The organism is Paenibacillus sp. FSL K6-2862 (assembly GCF_038005125.1).
In the GTDB taxonomy this organism is placed as follows: Bacteria; Bacillota; Bacilli; order Paenibacillales; family Paenibacillaceae; genus Paenibacillus; species Paenibacillus illinoisensis_A.
Map to the genome: position 1 here is coordinate 6,547,910 of NZ_JBBOSN010000001.1, position 14,831 is coordinate 6,562,740.

16 protein-coding genes are annotated in these 14,831 nt (G+C 48.3%); 3 read left to right on the forward strand and 13 right to left on the reverse strand.

Annotation, left to right across the window (positions count from 1 at the left end; genetic code table 11):
* Positions 1 to 91 precede the first annotated feature (91 nt).
* From MHB82_RS29570 to MHB82_RS29580, 3 genes are all read right to left on the reverse strand, one after another.
* Positions 92 to 1,369, reverse strand: coding sequence for a polysaccharide deacetylase family protein (locus MHB82_RS29570; protein ID WP_341176546.1), 1,278 nt, complete (start codon positions 1,367 to 1,369; stop codon positions 92 to 94).
* A 32-nt stretch (positions 1,370 to 1,401) separates the two neighbouring features.
* A complete protein-coding gene (locus MHB82_RS29575) occupies positions 1,402 to 2,049 on the reverse strand; it encodes a hypothetical protein (protein ID WP_341176547.1) in 648 nt (215 codons plus the stop codon).
* 253 nt (positions 2,050 to 2,302) lie between these two features.
* Complete coding sequence (locus MHB82_RS29580; RefSeq protein WP_258377557.1) at positions 2,303 to 2,425, reverse strand: hypothetical protein; 123 nt, start codon at positions 2,423 to 2,425, stop codon at positions 2,303 to 2,305.
* Positions 2,426 to 2,657: 232 nt separating this feature from the next.
* Here MHB82_RS29580 and MHB82_RS29585 point away from each other — a divergent pair, with 232 nt between their 5' ends.
* Both MHB82_RS29585 and MHB82_RS29590 read left to right on the forward strand, forming a co-directional pair.
* On the forward strand, positions 2,658 to 3,632 hold the full coding sequence (locus MHB82_RS29585) for a YndJ family transporter (RefSeq protein WP_341176548.1): 975 nt from the start codon (positions 2,658 to 2,660) through the stop codon (positions 3,630 to 3,632).
* A 91-nt stretch (positions 3,633 to 3,723) separates the two neighbouring features.
* Entirely contained in the window at positions 3,724 to 4,176 is a 453-nt protein-coding gene (locus tag MHB82_RS29590; protein ID WP_110756553.1) for a HEAT repeat domain-containing protein, read from the forward strand.
* A 208-nt stretch (positions 4,177 to 4,384) separates the two neighbouring features.
* Here MHB82_RS29590 and MHB82_RS29595 read toward each other — a convergent pair whose 3' ends face one another.
* From MHB82_RS29595 to MHB82_RS29615, 5 genes are all read right to left on the reverse strand, one after another.
* On the reverse strand, positions 4,385 to 4,528 hold the full coding sequence (locus MHB82_RS29595) for a hypothetical protein (protein ID WP_341176549.1): 144 nt from the start codon (positions 4,526 to 4,528) through the stop codon (positions 4,385 to 4,387).
* A gap of 68 nt (positions 4,529 to 4,596) precedes the next feature.
* On the reverse strand, positions 4,597 to 5,076 hold the full coding sequence (rlmH, locus tag MHB82_RS29600; protein ID WP_095362209.1) for a 23S rRNA (pseudouridine(1915)-N(3))-methyltransferase RlmH: 480 nt from the start codon (positions 5,074 to 5,076) through the stop codon (positions 4,597 to 4,599).
* A 488-nt stretch (positions 5,077 to 5,564) separates the two neighbouring features.
* On the reverse strand, positions 5,565 to 5,732 hold the full coding sequence (locus tag MHB82_RS29605) for a CxxH/CxxC protein (protein WP_068964251.1): 168 nt from the start codon (positions 5,730 to 5,732) through the stop codon (positions 5,565 to 5,567).
* A 281-nt stretch (positions 5,733 to 6,013) separates the two neighbouring features.
* Positions 6,014 to 6,535 carry a hypothetical protein gene (locus tag MHB82_RS29610; RefSeq protein ID WP_255248113.1) on the reverse strand — a complete coding sequence of 174 codons (522 nt, stop codon included), beginning with the start codon at positions 6,533 to 6,535 and terminating at the stop codon, positions 6,014 to 6,016.
* A gap of 276 nt (positions 6,536 to 6,811) precedes the next feature.
* Positions 6,812 to 8,083 (reverse strand): S1C family serine protease, encoded by a 1,272-nt coding sequence (locus MHB82_RS29615; protein ID WP_095362208.1) that lies wholly within the window; start codon positions 8,081 to 8,083, stop codon positions 6,812 to 6,814.
* A gap of 669 nt (positions 8,084 to 8,752) precedes the next feature.
* Between MHB82_RS29615 and MHB82_RS29620 the strand changes: the two genes are divergently transcribed.
* On the forward strand, positions 8,753 to 8,965 hold the full coding sequence (locus MHB82_RS29620) for a hypothetical protein (protein ID WP_095290595.1): 213 nt from the start codon (positions 8,753 to 8,755) through the stop codon (positions 8,963 to 8,965).
* Here the strand turns inward: MHB82_RS29620 and MHB82_RS29625 are convergent.
* From MHB82_RS29625 to yycF, 5 genes are all read right to left on the reverse strand, one after another.
* Entirely contained in the window at positions 8,934 to 9,740 is an 807-nt protein-coding gene (locus MHB82_RS29625; RefSeq protein WP_341176550.1) for an MBL fold metallo-hydrolase, read from the reverse strand. The two genes, MHB82_RS29620 and MHB82_RS29625, sit on opposite strands and share 32 nt — an antisense overlap.
* Before the next feature lie 6 nt (positions 9,741 to 9,746).
* Positions 9,747 to 10,490, reverse strand: a complete 744-nt coding sequence (yycI, locus tag MHB82_RS29630) for a two-component system regulatory protein YycI (RefSeq protein WP_183523782.1) — start codon at positions 10,488 to 10,490, stop codon at positions 9,747 to 9,749.
* 273 nt (positions 10,491 to 10,763) lie between these two features.
* Positions 10,764 to 12,044, reverse strand: a complete 1,281-nt coding sequence (locus MHB82_RS29635) for a YycH family regulatory protein (protein ID WP_341176551.1) — start codon at positions 12,042 to 12,044, stop codon at positions 10,764 to 10,766.
* The gene (walK, locus tag MHB82_RS29640) at positions 12,028 to 13,878 is read right to left on the reverse strand and encodes a cell wall metabolism sensor histidine kinase WalK (RefSeq protein ID WP_341176552.1); all 1,851 of its coding nucleotides are present in this window, start codon (positions 13,876 to 13,878) and stop codon (positions 12,028 to 12,030) included. Before walK ends, MHB82_RS29635 begins: the two co-directional genes overlap by 17 nt.
* Complete coding sequence (gene yycF / locus MHB82_RS29645; RefSeq protein ID WP_095362204.1) at positions 13,878 to 14,600, reverse strand: response regulator YycF; 723 nt, start codon at positions 14,598 to 14,600, stop codon at positions 13,878 to 13,880. Before yycF ends, walK begins: the two co-directional genes overlap by 1 nt.
* Positions 14,601 to 14,831: the final 231 nt, after the last annotated feature.

The window sequence follows — 14,831 nt, forward strand, 5'->3', positions numbered from 1 at the left end:
TTTTAACATAAATCTAGTCATAAAAATCGCGAATTATATCAAATGGATGTAAAAATTTTGAAAGATTGATAGAGAAGGAAGCTGGCCTATTTTATTGGAAGATGACAAACTTCAAGTTCTTTTCTTTTAAATGTTCCAGAATAGCGGGCAGTGCTTCTAGTGTGTTCTTGTTCTCGTGCAGCACATATACGCCCCCAGCAGCTTCCACCTGGTGAAAGTATCGAATAATGTCCTCCGGTTTCTTCGCATTCCAGTCCTCTGGATCCCGATTCCATAGGAGAGTCTTCATATTCATCTTCTTGACTTCGGAGACAAGTTCGTTGTTAATTGCACCGTATGGTGGTCGGAACAACGTAACCGTATTATGCGTCAGTGATTCTATAACGCTGTTTGTTTTCGACAAGCTCTCGCTCTGATCCTGAGGTGTAGAATTCGGAAGCAAACTGTGATCCCAGGAATGATTTCCGATCGCCATTCCATGTTCACCCGCATAGATAACAGCATCTCGATTGCGTTCCACCTTCTGCCCTACGAATAGGAAAGTTGCCGCTACCTTCTGTTCTGTCAGAATGTCCACAAACTGCTTCGTAAGCGCGGAAGGTCCATCATCAAAGGTTAAAGCCACATATCCCTTGGGTAAACCAAAGAAGGACTCCTTTTCATCAATATCGATGACTTCAATGGAGGCTTGGTTGGTACTATACCGATCCGATACTTTAGATACGACCAATTGCTCCGTTCTCGCAGCTGCATCGGTGATTTTGGACGTGTATGTATTGCTTATAGATACAGGATCCACCGCTGATTTTGGAGCATCTGTCTTTTCCTCTGCCTGCGCCACTCCGACGGGACTGCTAAATGTATCTGCAGAGTTGTCATTCCCTTTCGAAGTGATAGATAGAACAATCAGCAAGCCGGCAGTGAACAGAAACAGAACGAGTATTTTAGGCATGTGTACAGCGAATTGCCGCAGGAGGTGCGTCCGCTGCGGAGCGGGTTCCTCTACGCTGTCTTCCTGCCCTCGATCTTCCATCACTACGGGTGGAAGGTTCCTGATCCGCTTTATTTCATCTATGTATGCTTCACTGCACGCAAAATACTGCATATCCCGGGAAACATCTGTGGATCTGATTATGGAACTATACAAGGTATTTCGGTAAGGATCCCACTTGGCATAAGGAGAGAGTCTGATTCTGTCTCCGTTGATTGGCTGTAACACTTCAAGTCCAAGATATGTAAACTCATCAATAACCAATTCGTATGTAGCTTGCCTATCCTCTTGGGTCACGACGACCGTGAGTTGATATACACCATCCGAGGTCTTCCCAAGCGATAACAGCTCTATTACCTGCGTAATGTATGACTCCATACCACTCGTCCTCTCTTCCGATCAGACATGACTTAATCGTTTGGAGATTCTTCTGTTTTTCCAGCGTTCGATGCAAACGGAGATGTCAGTCTGTTCGTAAAGTCATTTACCACATTAAGCAGATGTGTTTTCTCCTGGCGAAGAGTATCGAATTTCTGCTTCATTTGAGTGAGCTCGGATTCAGATCGAACATTCTTCTCCTCAAGCTCGCTGATTCTCTTATTCTTATCGGTAATCATCTCATTGTGTTTCTGAAGCAGGCCGGCATAATTCTGGCGTTCGAGTTCAATGACCCCTTTTAGCTCCTCATTCTGACCAGACATATTGGATTGGAGCTCCCGATAGTCTTCCAGCATCTGATCAACCTTCAGGTTCTTATCGGCCAATTTCCGCTCCAGCTCCAAAATACTCTTCTCCCGTTCCTCAATGACCTTGCCCAAGTTCTTTAGATCTCTATTCAAGCGATCATTTTGTCCATTCGCATGGTTTAGTCGATCCTGTACATCGTTATGGCTCATTTCGACATGCTGTTTTTCCTTAATCATCTGCTCTACGGCGAATAATAGATCAAGTGAGCTTTTGTCCATATGGGCCTTATTGTTTAAAACAGAATCTGAAGACTCTTCCTTCGCTTCGGAAGTAGTTGAATCTAACGATACTTCCTTTTGTGGTTCTTCCAAGTCCCTCCTCACGTGAAGGTCCTCTCTCGATAGCTGTTCAAGTCTACTCTTCTTCTTTTGGAACGGTGAAAACATATATTAAATCACCTTTTCTAAGAAAATGTTGATATATGTCGATTCATGACATATAACTGCATATTAATTATCGGAAATTCTCTTGTATTTCTTAATATGTTCAATAATATTTACAAGTTCTGAGCGCAGAAAAAAGAGACGTGGACATCCTTCATCGTCTCTGATCTTTTATCCTAGATTACTTTTTTTCTTCTTGTGCGGTGGCTTCTCCGCCTATGAAACAGAGGATCTCAATATCATCAGTGTCTATCTTTTCTATGAAGTCTCCATTCGTATAATTCAAGGTTAACATTGCGGTCATCTCCATTCTCCTTTTATCAATATAGTAAAGTACCTCCATTGGAGCTCTCGTCGAGAAAGACTCTAGAGACTATTTTCACACGATCCTTCTCGCAGTAAGATGCTTATTTTCATATATTGACAATTATATGTGTTAGACTACAAAAAGAAGAATTGCCGATCTATAATAAAGAACGCTACACAACTGGGTGCAGGCGGTTATTACGATAAACGTAGGTTAGAAAGGAAACACCATGAATAGTTCCTTGAAGCAACTAATGAAATCATTATTAGCACCCGCGTTTCCCGGTGCAATTATAAGCATTCTGATATTTTATCTTGATTACTTTCAATTCGAACTTGTTGAAAAATTTCTACTTTTTGCCGCTTTCGTCATTGTTCCTCTTGTGATTTTACTCTTGAACCCTGACGCAAGGAATAAACATCAACGAAGGATTTATGCTGCTATTAAATGGCTTCAATTTCCCGCTGCGCTTCTTACCTTGGCCTCGGTAATGAGCAGTAAGATGTGGGGATTAGAAAGCACCGCAATACCAGGGATTCTCTCCCTTGGGTGGCTACTGTTTACACTACTGCTTGGCATCTATGGCTTGATCACTATTGTGATTTCTAAAGGAAGAGCAGCGGAAGTAGCGATTGGAGCGGGGCTCGTTTATTTTTTTATCGGGGGCATATGGCTTACCTTATATCAATATCAGTTGGACTTCTTCCAGGCTAATCCGGCAACGCACGCGTTAAGCTCGGTCCATTTTCATTTTTCATCTGCAATCGTTCCGATTTTTATTGGCGCACTGGGACGGATCATGACGAAAAAAAGCTGGTATCCCTGGGTTGTTGCCATCGATATCATCGGACCCATATTGATTGCTTTCGGTATGATTTTCTCCAAGCCGATTGAGTACATTGGTGTCACTTTGTTCGCATGTAATATTGTGGTTTATACCGCTTATCTCTTTGCTTACTTGAGGAAAAATGCTTTGGATATTAAGGCAGCCTTCTTCTTAGGCCTTTCTTGCCTAGCCTTTTACACGGTTGTTGTCATTTCCATCTTCTATCCGTTACTGAAAAATATGTATTCCTTAACCATACTCGACTTCATTCCCATTTACGGATCTCTGCATGCGTTTGGTTTTGTCTTATGTGGACTAATTGGTTGGGTGTGTATGGTGAACATCATTAAGGAAAAGGCTAGCCAATCGGCTTCATAGGAGTAGTTTAGTCAGGTTCGTGCTATAATAGTGATCACATAAATAACATTCATCATCCTGCAGAGATGGCGATGATTAAGGAGATTGAATTTTGACGAACAACCATGATATTGGAGCAGTGAACGAACTACCGGAGAACTTTGAAGAGCTCAAACGAGCGGCTAACCGGTCGTCAAGCTGGAGAGACAGACTGAATGCGGTGAACGAATTGGGAAACTGGGATACAGCCCCTACCATTAAGTTGCTCCAGCATGTTTTGAAAAATGATCAAGTGTTCCAGGTGCGTGAAGCCGCATATTTTAAGCTGAAGCAGTTGGATGAAGATGTACAAATGCCTGCCAAAAACAAAGGTGAGCTGTTCAAAGGTCTTAACAAAATTTTGCTACGGATTAAAAAAAGCCTTCCTGAAGGGCACACATTCGAGCAATTTAAGGAAAAACTGCAAAAGACACGTCTGGATATCTATGATACTTACGAGGGCGAAAAAGATGCTGAGTTCGACTCCTGGCTCCATGGAATTTGGGAGACACTAGGTAGAAAATAGCCGCCGTTCACCGTATAATAGCTGAGACCAAGCCACTCCAAAAAAATGGAGTGGCTTCTTTATTTCTTCAGGGTCACCTCCATCAGATAAGGGTTATTTTTCTCTCTAAAAAGTTGCTACTGTCAAACTTATCTGACAAAAAAACGCCTTGTCTACTGACTCTTAAAGATCAGTAAACAAAGCGCAAGGTTAGAGCCTACATTCAATCTCACATGTACATTCGCTGTACGATGTTAACGCCCACATCCGCATCACCATGAACGACATTGATTACACCAGCCGGGAACTCACTCGCATTATTCTCTCCAACCTTCGCTGCAGCCAGTGGCGCAAACGGACTCGATTTAAGCACAATCGTGTTCCTATCTTCAATAGGCTGTAAATACAGGCTACTGCGAGTTTTCCGCAAAAAACTTGCCCCTACTTATGGTACGGTTCATTCCGATTGATCTTCACCGCGCGATAAATCTGCTCCACCAGCACCAGCCGCATCAACTGGTGCGGCAGGGTCATGCGCCCGAAGCTCAGTCGCTGCTTCGCGCGGCGCAGTACCTCATCGGAGAGCCCGTGGCTTCCTCCGATGACAAACACGACATGGCTCGTCCCATACGTGCCGAGCTTGTCGATCTCTGCAGCCAGCTCCTCTGAACTCCAGAGCTGGCCGTCCAATGCGAGCGCAACGACATGCGCCTCGCTCTTCACATGCGCGAGGATGCGTTCACCCTCGCGCTCCTTCACCGCCCGCACCTCAGCTTCGCTCAGGGTGTCGGGCGCTTTCTCGTCTGCGACCTCGATCATCTGAAACTTGATGTACGGGGCAAGACGCTTGGCATATTCCTGAATGCCAAGCGTCAGATATTTTTCCTTCAATTTGCCTACGCCAATAATTTGAATGAACATAAAACCATTTCCTCCTCATGATCCAATCCCGTATGTATCTATTTATGAATAGTGCTTCGCCACACCTATGATCTCACTTATCAAACGCAGATCCTCTTGCGAACCTCACGCACCTTATACAGCCTCAATTACACATTAATGCGCGGCTAGCGAACCTCACACACCTTAATACGAGAAAATAAGGCTCTTTACAGTTCATTTCCGGCAAATAATGTGTCTACGGTTCGTTAACCCACATATCGGCCCAAATCAACCCATTTAAAACGTCTTAGGTTCCTTACATTACACTTCAAAAAATGACTCTCCCTACCCCACTTCACCCACAGACAGCAGACAGCACATACCGCCATCTCCCCATTCTCCCACAAACACAAAAAGAGCGCTCCGACACGCTCTCCCTGCTTCTTGCCTTTGATGTTCATACCGGATGGCAGGCGAGCGAGGGCGTCCATAAGGGACGGCTCTGCTGCGGATGCCTACACAGTACGCTAGACGACGAGAAACTCAGCCTTTTGTTCGCACTCGGCGCACTTCGCAGGCGGGTCCCAATCGGCAAATTCCGTCTCCTTCAGATCAACAATATCCGGAGCGTCCTCATACTCATCGACAAACATGTCAATGGCAATGTCCACGTGTTCTTTGCATACAACGTACATCCGTTCAAGCATCCTTTCTGTAACCAGCTATGCTCCCGATTCACAACCGCTTATCCATATAGGATAGCCACTTCTCTGTTCTATCACACCTGGGGTGGAAAAGAAACCCCTATCCCTCATTTATCGTGTTTAACCCCCAATAATCTTCCCCATCCAGCAAAAATCAAACCAAAAAAGCGCTCCTTTTTCGACACTATTCCGTGTCCCTAGAGAACGCTCCAATGATTTCATAAAACAATACTTATCTATGCTTCAATGCATTCAATCTCCAGTCCAACCTCTTAATTCAATCCCGACTGTGCCTTGGTCAGCAGCTTGCCACCCTGGAACGCCAGAATTGCATTGGCCCCCGTATCACCAGCACCCTTATAACTGTAGACAACCGTATTCTCCGCTTCACTCAGGGCTTCGCCTTCCCCGCCAATAATCTCCTTCACTTCATCATACGTCATGCCCACTTCAAGCTTCTCATATTGAGCAAAGGTAATCCGTATGCCATCCCCCTTGCCGGCAGATCCGTTATTACCTGAGGTAGCAGAACCATTCCCACCCACTTCATTTGCTGCTGTTACCGTGCTGTTCAGCTCTTCCAGCTTCTTCTCCAGCGCAGCAATTTTCTCATCCTGCTTTATACTCTTCTCACCTTGTGAGGCAAGCTGCTTCTCCAGACTTGCAATTCGTCCCTCCAAACCACTGTTATCCGCAGATCCAGAGGAAGATACCTCAGATCCACATGCAGAGAGTACGGATAATGATAGTAGTAAAGCCGCTCCTCCGAGCGATGGTTTCATCAAATGTTTCATCGAATAAGCTCCTCTTCTTGCCAATTGATCTTTCAACCCAACCACGACAAATGCATGTTACTCGCACAATCGTGCACCTTGGCACATTTTAAAATAGTCTATCATAGCCTACCCCTTCTGTAACTGAGACTTTGGCTCTGGTTCAATCCGCTTATTCGGAAAAGAAAATAAAAAAGTCCCCGATTCGTGTCAGAAGGTTCAACCATCCCAAAAAAATGATGTGTTGCCTCTTTCACGAGCAGGGGACTTCTCGCCCAAATTCAACTCCGATTACCTTTACTCCGGTTTATCGGTCAACTTCACAGAAACCTTCTCGGCATTGCCGTCCCGATAAAAGGTGACTTCAATGGTATCGCCAATCTTCTTCTTATCGTACAGATACTTCCGAAGATCCAGCGTAGAGGTAATTTTTTGCCCATCAAATTCCGTAATGACATCATTGAGCTTCAAACCCGCTTCGGATGCCGGACCGGACGCTTCAAGCACGACAACACCGCTGTCGACGTGAGATGGCAGCTTCAGATCCTTGCGCTGCTCATCATCCAGTGGTGCATATGGATTGCTGAGATCAACGGTGTACACGCCCAGGTATGGACGGGACACTTTGCCGCTCAGCAGCAGTGAATCGACGGTTTTCATCACTTCGTTCATTGGAATTGCAAATCCCAGACCCTCAACGCCTGTATCCGAGATTTTCATTGTATTGATGCCGACCACTTTGCCGTTCAGATCAACGAGTGCGCCACCGCTGTTCCCTTCGTTGATGGCTGCATCGGTCTGGATTACGTTCTGCTCCCAGTCGTATACACCATCCTGGTTAATGGACACGGGCAGGATCCGATCCGTATAACTGACAATACCGGATGTCAGCGTACCGCCCAAGCCAAGCGGATTTCCGATGGCGAGTACCGTCTGACCACGCTGAAGCTTGCTGGAATCGCCAATCTCCGCTATGGGCCCAATGCCTTTGTCATCCTCAACAGACATGACTGCGATGTCGCTTACGCGGTCCTTGCCGACCAGTTTCGCCTTGTGTGTCTCGCCCTCGACAGTCACGATCTCCAGATCACTTGCCCCTTCGACGACATGATGATTGGTCATGATATAGGCCTTGCCATCTTCCTTCTTGAAAATGACACCTGATCCAAGCGCCGAATCTTCCATGGATAGACTGCTACCCGTCTTATGGTTCACGATGCTCACGACCGAAGGACGCACCTTGGCTGCTGCCTGGATAATCCGGTCATATGGATCAGCCGCCTGCGCGGCCTGCAGGTTACCTCCGTTCCCGCCATTGCCTGTAGCGTTGGCCAGAGGAACAGATGCGGGCTGCATGATGAAGCTAAACAGCGTAACGGTCACGATGGAACTGATTACCGAACTAATGACTGCCACCTTCACGGTGGAGCTGATGCCCGAGCGAGATCGGCGCGGATTTTGCCAGCGATCCCGTCCACCGGGGCGGATAATCTGAAGTTTGCCTTTCTGTACAGGCTCGGCGCGTCTTGATACTTTGGTTGAATAAAAATCGTCTCCGAACAATCCCATCGTGATCCTCTCCCCTTCGTTGTCACGCATCCAGATCCTGACTGCCGCCTGATCATTATGGCATGGCCAACGATGGTGTTCTCACATAGCCCACTCCGCCGACAGATGAACCTTTCGATCGCTTCTCCAAGTTCATTCTGTCGTCTCCGTTACGTGAAGACCCCAAACGGTTTTCCATGCTTTCTAGCATTTTTTCAAGGTTGTTTTGCATATCGCTGCATCTCCGCTATCCCGAAATGAAGCGTCTATGTACAGCAGAACGGACACTCCCATCCTGTCTATGACTCTACCAGCAACGTTCTCGCATTCTACGACATGCCAACTTCCCGAACAAACAAGCCTCTCTTTCAAGGCTCCATATATACTAAACACGTCAAATTCAAAAAAGTTGCATAATTACGAAGATTGACGCAAATTTCTGCTAAAGCAGGTTTACCAATAACGGACCTATAATAAAACGTCCATATTAACTATCACCACAAAACCCGGTTCGCTAAGCGTACTTTTTCCAATTTCTCAAGAACTTTTTCGGCTCAGGAAGCCACAGACTTCAGCATACACGCCTCAGAACACAAATTATAGCGGCAAAAAGAGGAATGTTTTCCATCCAGCCTGACTACAATAATAGTAAAAGACCAATTCGAAGGTTCATAGAAGGAGGATTCACTTATGGAACGCACGCGTACTCTCACAGCTATGGATGAGGTTCATATGGCGGCCAAGCTGGCCGATCTCAAGGAAGAACATTATCGTAATACCCTAGCGTTAAGCACGATCATCGAGCTGCTGATCGATAAAGGCATTCTGACCCGTGAGGAAGTCGAGCGCAAAGCCGCCGAACTCGACAGCTTTATGGCTCACCCACCCTATCCCATGGCGTAGGACGGTCGTAATACGTATCACAGAGTTTGAACTCATGATCCCGATAGAAGCATCCACGGCTCTCCATCGCGTCGCGCACTGACATTTTCGCCAAGTCCATCATATTATGATCCCGGCTAAGATGTGCCAGATACGTGCGCTTGATGCGTCCGTTCATCAGTTCACTAAGCGCTGCCCCTGCTGCTTCGTTCGACAAATGCCCTATGTCGCTCAAAATCCGGCGCTTGGTGTTCCACGGATAACGCCCCATACGCAGCAATTCGACATCATGATTCGCCTCCAGCACCAGCACGTCAGAATCGGAGATCGCATCGCGAACCTTGTCGCTCATATAGCCAAGATCTGTTGCAACAGACAGCTTCTCACTGCCATCATCGAACGTATACCCTACTGGCTCAGCCGCATCATGCGAGATCCCGAAAGATTCCACGCGCAGTGACCCAAAATCATGCTTTTCACCCGTCTCAAACACTCTCCGGTTTTCCTCTGGAATGGCCCCAACCGACTTCTCCAGTGCCGCCCAAGTATTCGTATTTGCATAGATTGGTAAATTATATTTCCGAGACATCGCGCCTAGTCCTTTAATGTGATCGGAATGTTCATGTGTAACCAGAATCCCGTCCAGCTCTGTTCCTAAAATCTCCCGTTCCAGAAACAAGGCTTCCAGACGCTTCGCACTAAGGCCCGCATCAATCATGAGGGACGTGCCCCCATGCTGTATAACTGTGGCGTTCCCTGTCGAACCGCTGGATAACACGGTAAAATATATCCCCATAACGCATTACTCCCCTGGTTTGTCTGTCTTGGGACTGAATACATCCCCACTGATGCCCTGCACGTACAACACTTCGCCACTTTCCAGCACGAACCGCCATGCCGGCATCGCTACCTGTATATCGGAATTAAACAACTGGCCGTAATAGCCCAGCTGAATGTCTTTGACAATTGCATCGTTTGGCAAAAAGTTCTCGATCAGCGTTCCCAGCGCCTTGGGCGCCGGAAGCACCTGCTGATCGCTCTCCTCCGCGGTTGTAATCCGCACCGGAGTCTGACGGTAACCCGTAATTTTCTGATCGCTGTAGAACAGCTCCAGACTGACATTGAAGAGGGGCCATTTCCCATCGACTAGCGGATGAAGCACAAACGCCCCATCCTCCGTCATCAGCTGATCCAGCCGGTACGTGCCAATCTGCGGAATTTCGTCCGCCAGCATGTCTGCCAGCTCTCTTTGCGAGAAGATCAACTTACTGTCCACCGGCTTGTCCAGATCGATTTGAATCCCCGTCTTGTCCTCTTCTATAAACTCATAGGACAGCTTGGGCAGCTTCGGCGTTTCATTCGGGATTGGTGCCAGCACCTGTATGCCCTTCTCTTCCATCGCCTGCTGTGTATTATCAGCCAGCGAGGTGAAGTCCAGATTGGCTCCGGCCGTCTCCCGCGCATCCATCCAGATCTGGTAACCCAGCACCAGATTGAGCAGCAGGAAGGCATAGATTAACACATTTTTTGCCCGTCCCCAATCCAAACCATTCACCTCCGTTATTTGATATAAGACAACTAATCTCACACTGGACCACTACGCGGTCAGAACAACCTTCCGATCGCTGTTACCCCCGGATTTCATGAATTCCTCTTCTCAAGGGGAAATCCGGTGGTAGCGTATGCTTCCGAAGTAGCTTTCTTTCAGAAAGCTTTTAGCGAACGCTCCGCTTCTACAGGTTTATTTTGCTCTTTTTGTTATCGTGTGACCTTACACCTCGCTCCAAATCGAATGGCTCCGGCACCCTACAACAACCTATCAAGAAACAGTGGTTTCCTCTCCGTTGCTGAAGCGGATCACCCATACAGGGATCAGCTTCAGTCCACCTTCAATCGTGGACGGACGATACGCCGGATACACATCTACCACTTGGCGGCTCTCTCCAGCCACCTTCTCGATAAGTGCTTTCAGCTTGTCTCCGCCTGACAATTTCACCGATTTCTTCGTCTCGGCACCCTCGTTCAGATATTCCAGCGAGCGTTCATAGCTGGATACGGTCTCCTGCTGCATCTCCATACTGATGGTGCCAAAGCGGAACTGCACCGAATCCATAATCGGGAAACTGCCGTAATACTGTTGGAACTCCAGCTGTGTTTTGTTATCCACGGTATCCAGCATCATGCGTGAGCGGCCTTTCCAGCCGCCATGCTGGTTCACAAAATCCACCGCAGACAGCGCGTCCTTCGCCGCATCAATCTGCCCTGCAGGCGGTGCAGCCGGGTCCGTATAGCTAATCCAGCGCTGATCCTGCTTCACTTGCAGACTTCGTTTGCTGTCTGTATAGATCTCCGACCCATCCTTTTCCCGAATATTTCGGGTCATGCTGGGATCGAAGAACAGGCTGCGCTGCATCTGCTCCACCGTGAACTGCCCGGTTGGCACATCAGCCTCCACCACATCCAGTGGCTCTGCCGGAATATAATATCCGCCATCCGTCAGTGTGTATGGCGTCCAGTTGGTACCAAAGTCGACGTGCTGCTGTACGTCCTGGACCGTCAGGTCCGCCTGTGCAGCTTCATAGACTACATCACCCTTGGCACTGAAGAACAGGGCATGGGCTTTGGTTTCATTTTTCGCGGTATAGATTGCTATCCGGTTAATGGTTTCCCCCTGAAACAACGAATCCGTACCCAGCCGCATCACTCGCTGCAGCAGGGCAACCGGAATGCCTTCCTTGAACGACAGCTCAATGCCGGGGTTATCCTTGCGAATCTGATCCCAGTTCACAGACTGTACCGTCCGCCGCTGAAAATCATCAAATGTCCGTCCTTGCAGACGTGAATAGATCAGCTGGTAGAAGGTATTGCCTGGGTAAAACACGGTATGTTTGTCCTCTCCCAGGTGAATCATCATCTGATCGGGGAAGATCAGTTCCTCAATATCTCGCTCCTGACCCATATTCTCAGTCTTCACATAGTTCGTCTCAGACGTCACAATCGAATCCCCGCCTCCGGGCAAACGATAGATCAGAAAATAACTCTGCACCAGACTGGCAGCAACGAGAGAAGCGAGCACCAGGGATTTAATCCGTTCCTTCAAGGTGCTCACCTCCTTTTTCACGCATAGGCAGTGTGAACGTTACGGTGGTGCCGACATCCACTTCAGACTCCAAAAAAATGGTGCCGTCATGTGCCCTAACAATTTCCCGGGCAATGGATAGTCCGAGTCCTGTACCGCCCATACTGCGGGAACGAGCTTTGTCCACACGGTAGAACCGTTCAAAGATACGATCGAGGTCCCGCTGCGGAATACCCATCCCCGTATCTGACACGGAAATGGCAAGGGTATGCTCATCATTGCGTCTGGCTGCAATCGTAATCGTGCCGCCCTCCAGCGTATACTTCAGCGCATTGGATACGACATTATCCAGGACTTGATCAATCTGGTCCCGATCAAGGGGTACCTCAGGAATGCCATTCTCGACCGACAATACGGGCTGAATATCCTTCTGATGCATCTGGAATGAGAAACGATCCGTTACCTCCTCCAGCATATCCATAATATCCGTCGGCTGTTTGCGCAGCAGTGCTTCCTTGGAGTCGAGCCTGGAGAGATGCAGCAGATCCGTCACCAGCCGTATCATCCGCTCCGTCTCATTCTGAATAACGCCAACGAATCGTCCCGCCAGCTGCGGGTCTTCAAGCGCACCATCGTCCAGCGCTTCTGCGTAACTCTTGATCGTCGTCAGCGGTGTACGCAGCTCATGGGACACGTTGGCAACGAACTCGCGCCGGGATGCCTCCAGCTCTTCCTGCTCGGTAACATCCTGAAGCACGGCAATCGTTCCGGTAATGCCCAACTCGCGCCGATGAACCGGCGTAAATGTCATCCGAATCACCACGGGTTCCTCCTGCCCGGCAGGTGCAATCTGCAGCAGTGTCGAGCCTGTAAAGCCACTTGCTAGTGCTTCTGCATCTTCGGGATCAATGCCGAGCAATACGGCAAAATGCCTGCCTTCGATATCCGCAGGGCGCATGCCCAGGATGCTGCTGGCCCGGCGGTTGACCAGAATGACTTTGCCATACTCATCGGTTGCGACCACACCATCACTCATATTCGTTAAGATGGACGTCAGCTTCTCTTTCTCCTCTTCGTTCTGGGAGAGTGCGTCCCGCAGGCGACTGGTCATGTAGTTGAACGCCCGGCTGAGCTGCCCAATCTCATCTGTACCAAATACAGGTGTCTGCTGATCAAAGTTCCCTTCGGCAACCGCTGTTGCCCTGCGGGTAACTTCCTTGATGGGCTGCGTAATGGTATGCGACAGAATGACGCCGAGCACCGCGGTCAGTACCAAGGCAATCAGTATGCCGGAAATAAAAATTTTGTTAATTCCCTCCATGGTGGAGTACAGCTCGTTCATGGAGGCGGCGATGTAGACCGCGCCGATGATCTTGCCGCCGGACATGACCGGCTTGGCCACGACCTTTTTACGGACATTGTCTTCGTCCACAATGTATTCCTCGTTATCCCGGATGCCTTGCAGTGCCCGGCTGACAACGGTCTGGGTATTTTTGCGACCCACGTAATCGGAATGTGAACTCAAGGAAGTTGTCAGCACTTTACCACTGGCATCCAGCACCTGAATCTCGGCACCGTTAATGTTGAACAGATTGTTCACCAGTACACGCAGGTTTTCCGTTTTGTCCTCGCCAGGCTCTGCTTCTCCGCCAGCCATGGTCTCGCCCACAAGAACCGACAGCATCTCCGCCCGTGCCTGCAGATCCTCGGTAAAGTTGCTCGTTAGAGAGTTCTTCATCGCACTCACGAAATAAACACCGATCAATTGCATCGCAATCAAAATCAGCAGTACATAGATAATAATCAGTTTCGCCTGAATCGTTCGGAAGAACGAAAATCGCGAGAAACGCCCCATTATATCCCCACGCTTTTGGGACTACGCACGAGATAACCCAGCCCGCGGCGAGTCAGAATCGTTTCCGGTTTGCTCGGATTCTCCTCAATCTTCTCTCGTAGACGACGAATCGTAACATCCACGGTACGTACATCCCCAAAATATTCATATCCCCATACTGCCTGCAGCAGATGTTCCCGTGTCATAACCTTGCCGGAATTCTTCGCCATATAATAGAGAAGCTCATATTCACGGTGCGTCAGATCAAGCGGTTCACCGCTTTTATAGGCTGTATACATGTCCATATCAAAGGCAAGATCAAACAAACGCATGACCTGCTTTTCGTCGTCCTCCGGAGCCTCGGCTACCATCGCAGGCTTCTGTCGTCTGCGCATCTGTGCCTTCACCCGGGCGAGCAGCTCTCTCGTACTGAAAGGCTTCGTTACATAATCGTCCGCACCCAGCTCCAGGCCGAGCACTTTATCAATCTCGCCGTCCTTTGCCGTGAGCATAATAATCGGCAGCTCCAGATGGGCGCGTACCTCGCGGCACACATCCATGCCATCCTTGCCAGGAAGCATCAAGTCCAGCAGCATCAGATCCGGTTTCTCGGATAACGCCAGTTCAACTGCACGAATGCCATCAAAAGCGCAGATGACCTCGTACCCCTCTTTTTCCAAATTAAACTTCAGAATGTCCGCAATGGGCTGTTCATCGTCCACCACCAAAATCTTCCCCTGCATCGGCTGTATTCACCCCTATATCCTGCTTGATCCGCTCTAGCGGTCTTTATCTCTTTTGGATCTTATCTTCTATGACAAACGTAATTCTAAGGTTTGATCTATAAAGGTATCTTTACTGTATAGTTTAACATACCTGAAGGACAGTCACATCCTGATCCAACGATCCAAATGCTACAAATTGAAAATATTTTACAGCATGAAAAAACAAGGCCGGCATTTAAGCCAACCTTG

What these genes read in the sequence shown, in the direction of transcription:
- MHB82_RS29570 (WP_341176546.1), bottom strand. Translation starts at nt 1,369, where the DNA reads ATGGAGTCATACATTACGCAGGTAATAGAGCTGTTATCGCTTGGGAAG.
- MHB82_RS29580 (WP_258377557.1), bottom strand. Translation starts at nt 2,425, where the DNA reads ATGACCGCAATGTTAACCTTGAATTATACGAATGGAGACTTCATAGAA.
- MHB82_RS29585 (WP_341176548.1), top strand. Translation starts at nt 2,658, where the DNA reads ATGAATAGTTCCTTGAAGCAACTAATGAAATCATTATTAGCACCCGCG.
- rlmH (WP_095362209.1), bottom strand. Translation starts at nt 5,076, where the DNA reads ATGTTCATTCAAATTATTGGCGTAGGCAAATTGAAGGAAAAATATCTG.
- MHB82_RS29605 (WP_068964251.1), bottom strand. Translation starts at nt 5,732, where the DNA reads ATGTACGTTGTATGCAAAGAACACGTGGACATTGCCATTGACATGTTT.
- MHB82_RS29610 (WP_255248113.1), bottom strand. Translation starts at nt 6,535, where the DNA reads ATGAAACATTTGATGAAACCATCGCTCGGAGGAGCGGCTTTACTACTA.
- MHB82_RS29615 (WP_095362208.1), bottom strand. Translation starts at nt 8,083, where the DNA reads ATGGGATTGTTCGGAGACGATTTTTATTCAACCAAAGTATCAAGACGC.
- MHB82_RS29620 (WP_095290595.1), top strand. Translation starts at nt 8,753, where the DNA reads ATGGAACGCACGCGTACTCTCACAGCTATGGATGAGGTTCATATGGCG.
- MHB82_RS29625 (WP_341176550.1), bottom strand. Translation starts at nt 9,740, where the DNA reads ATGGGGATATATTTTACCGTGTTATCCAGCGGTTCGACAGGGAACGCC.
- walK (WP_341176552.1), bottom strand. Translation starts at nt 13,878, where the DNA reads ATGGGGCGTTTCTCGCGATTTTCGTTCTTCCGAACGATTCAGGCGAAA.
- yycF (WP_095362204.1), bottom strand. Translation starts at nt 14,600, where the DNA reads ATGCAGGGGAAGATTTTGGTGGTGGACGATGAACAGCCCATTGCGGAC.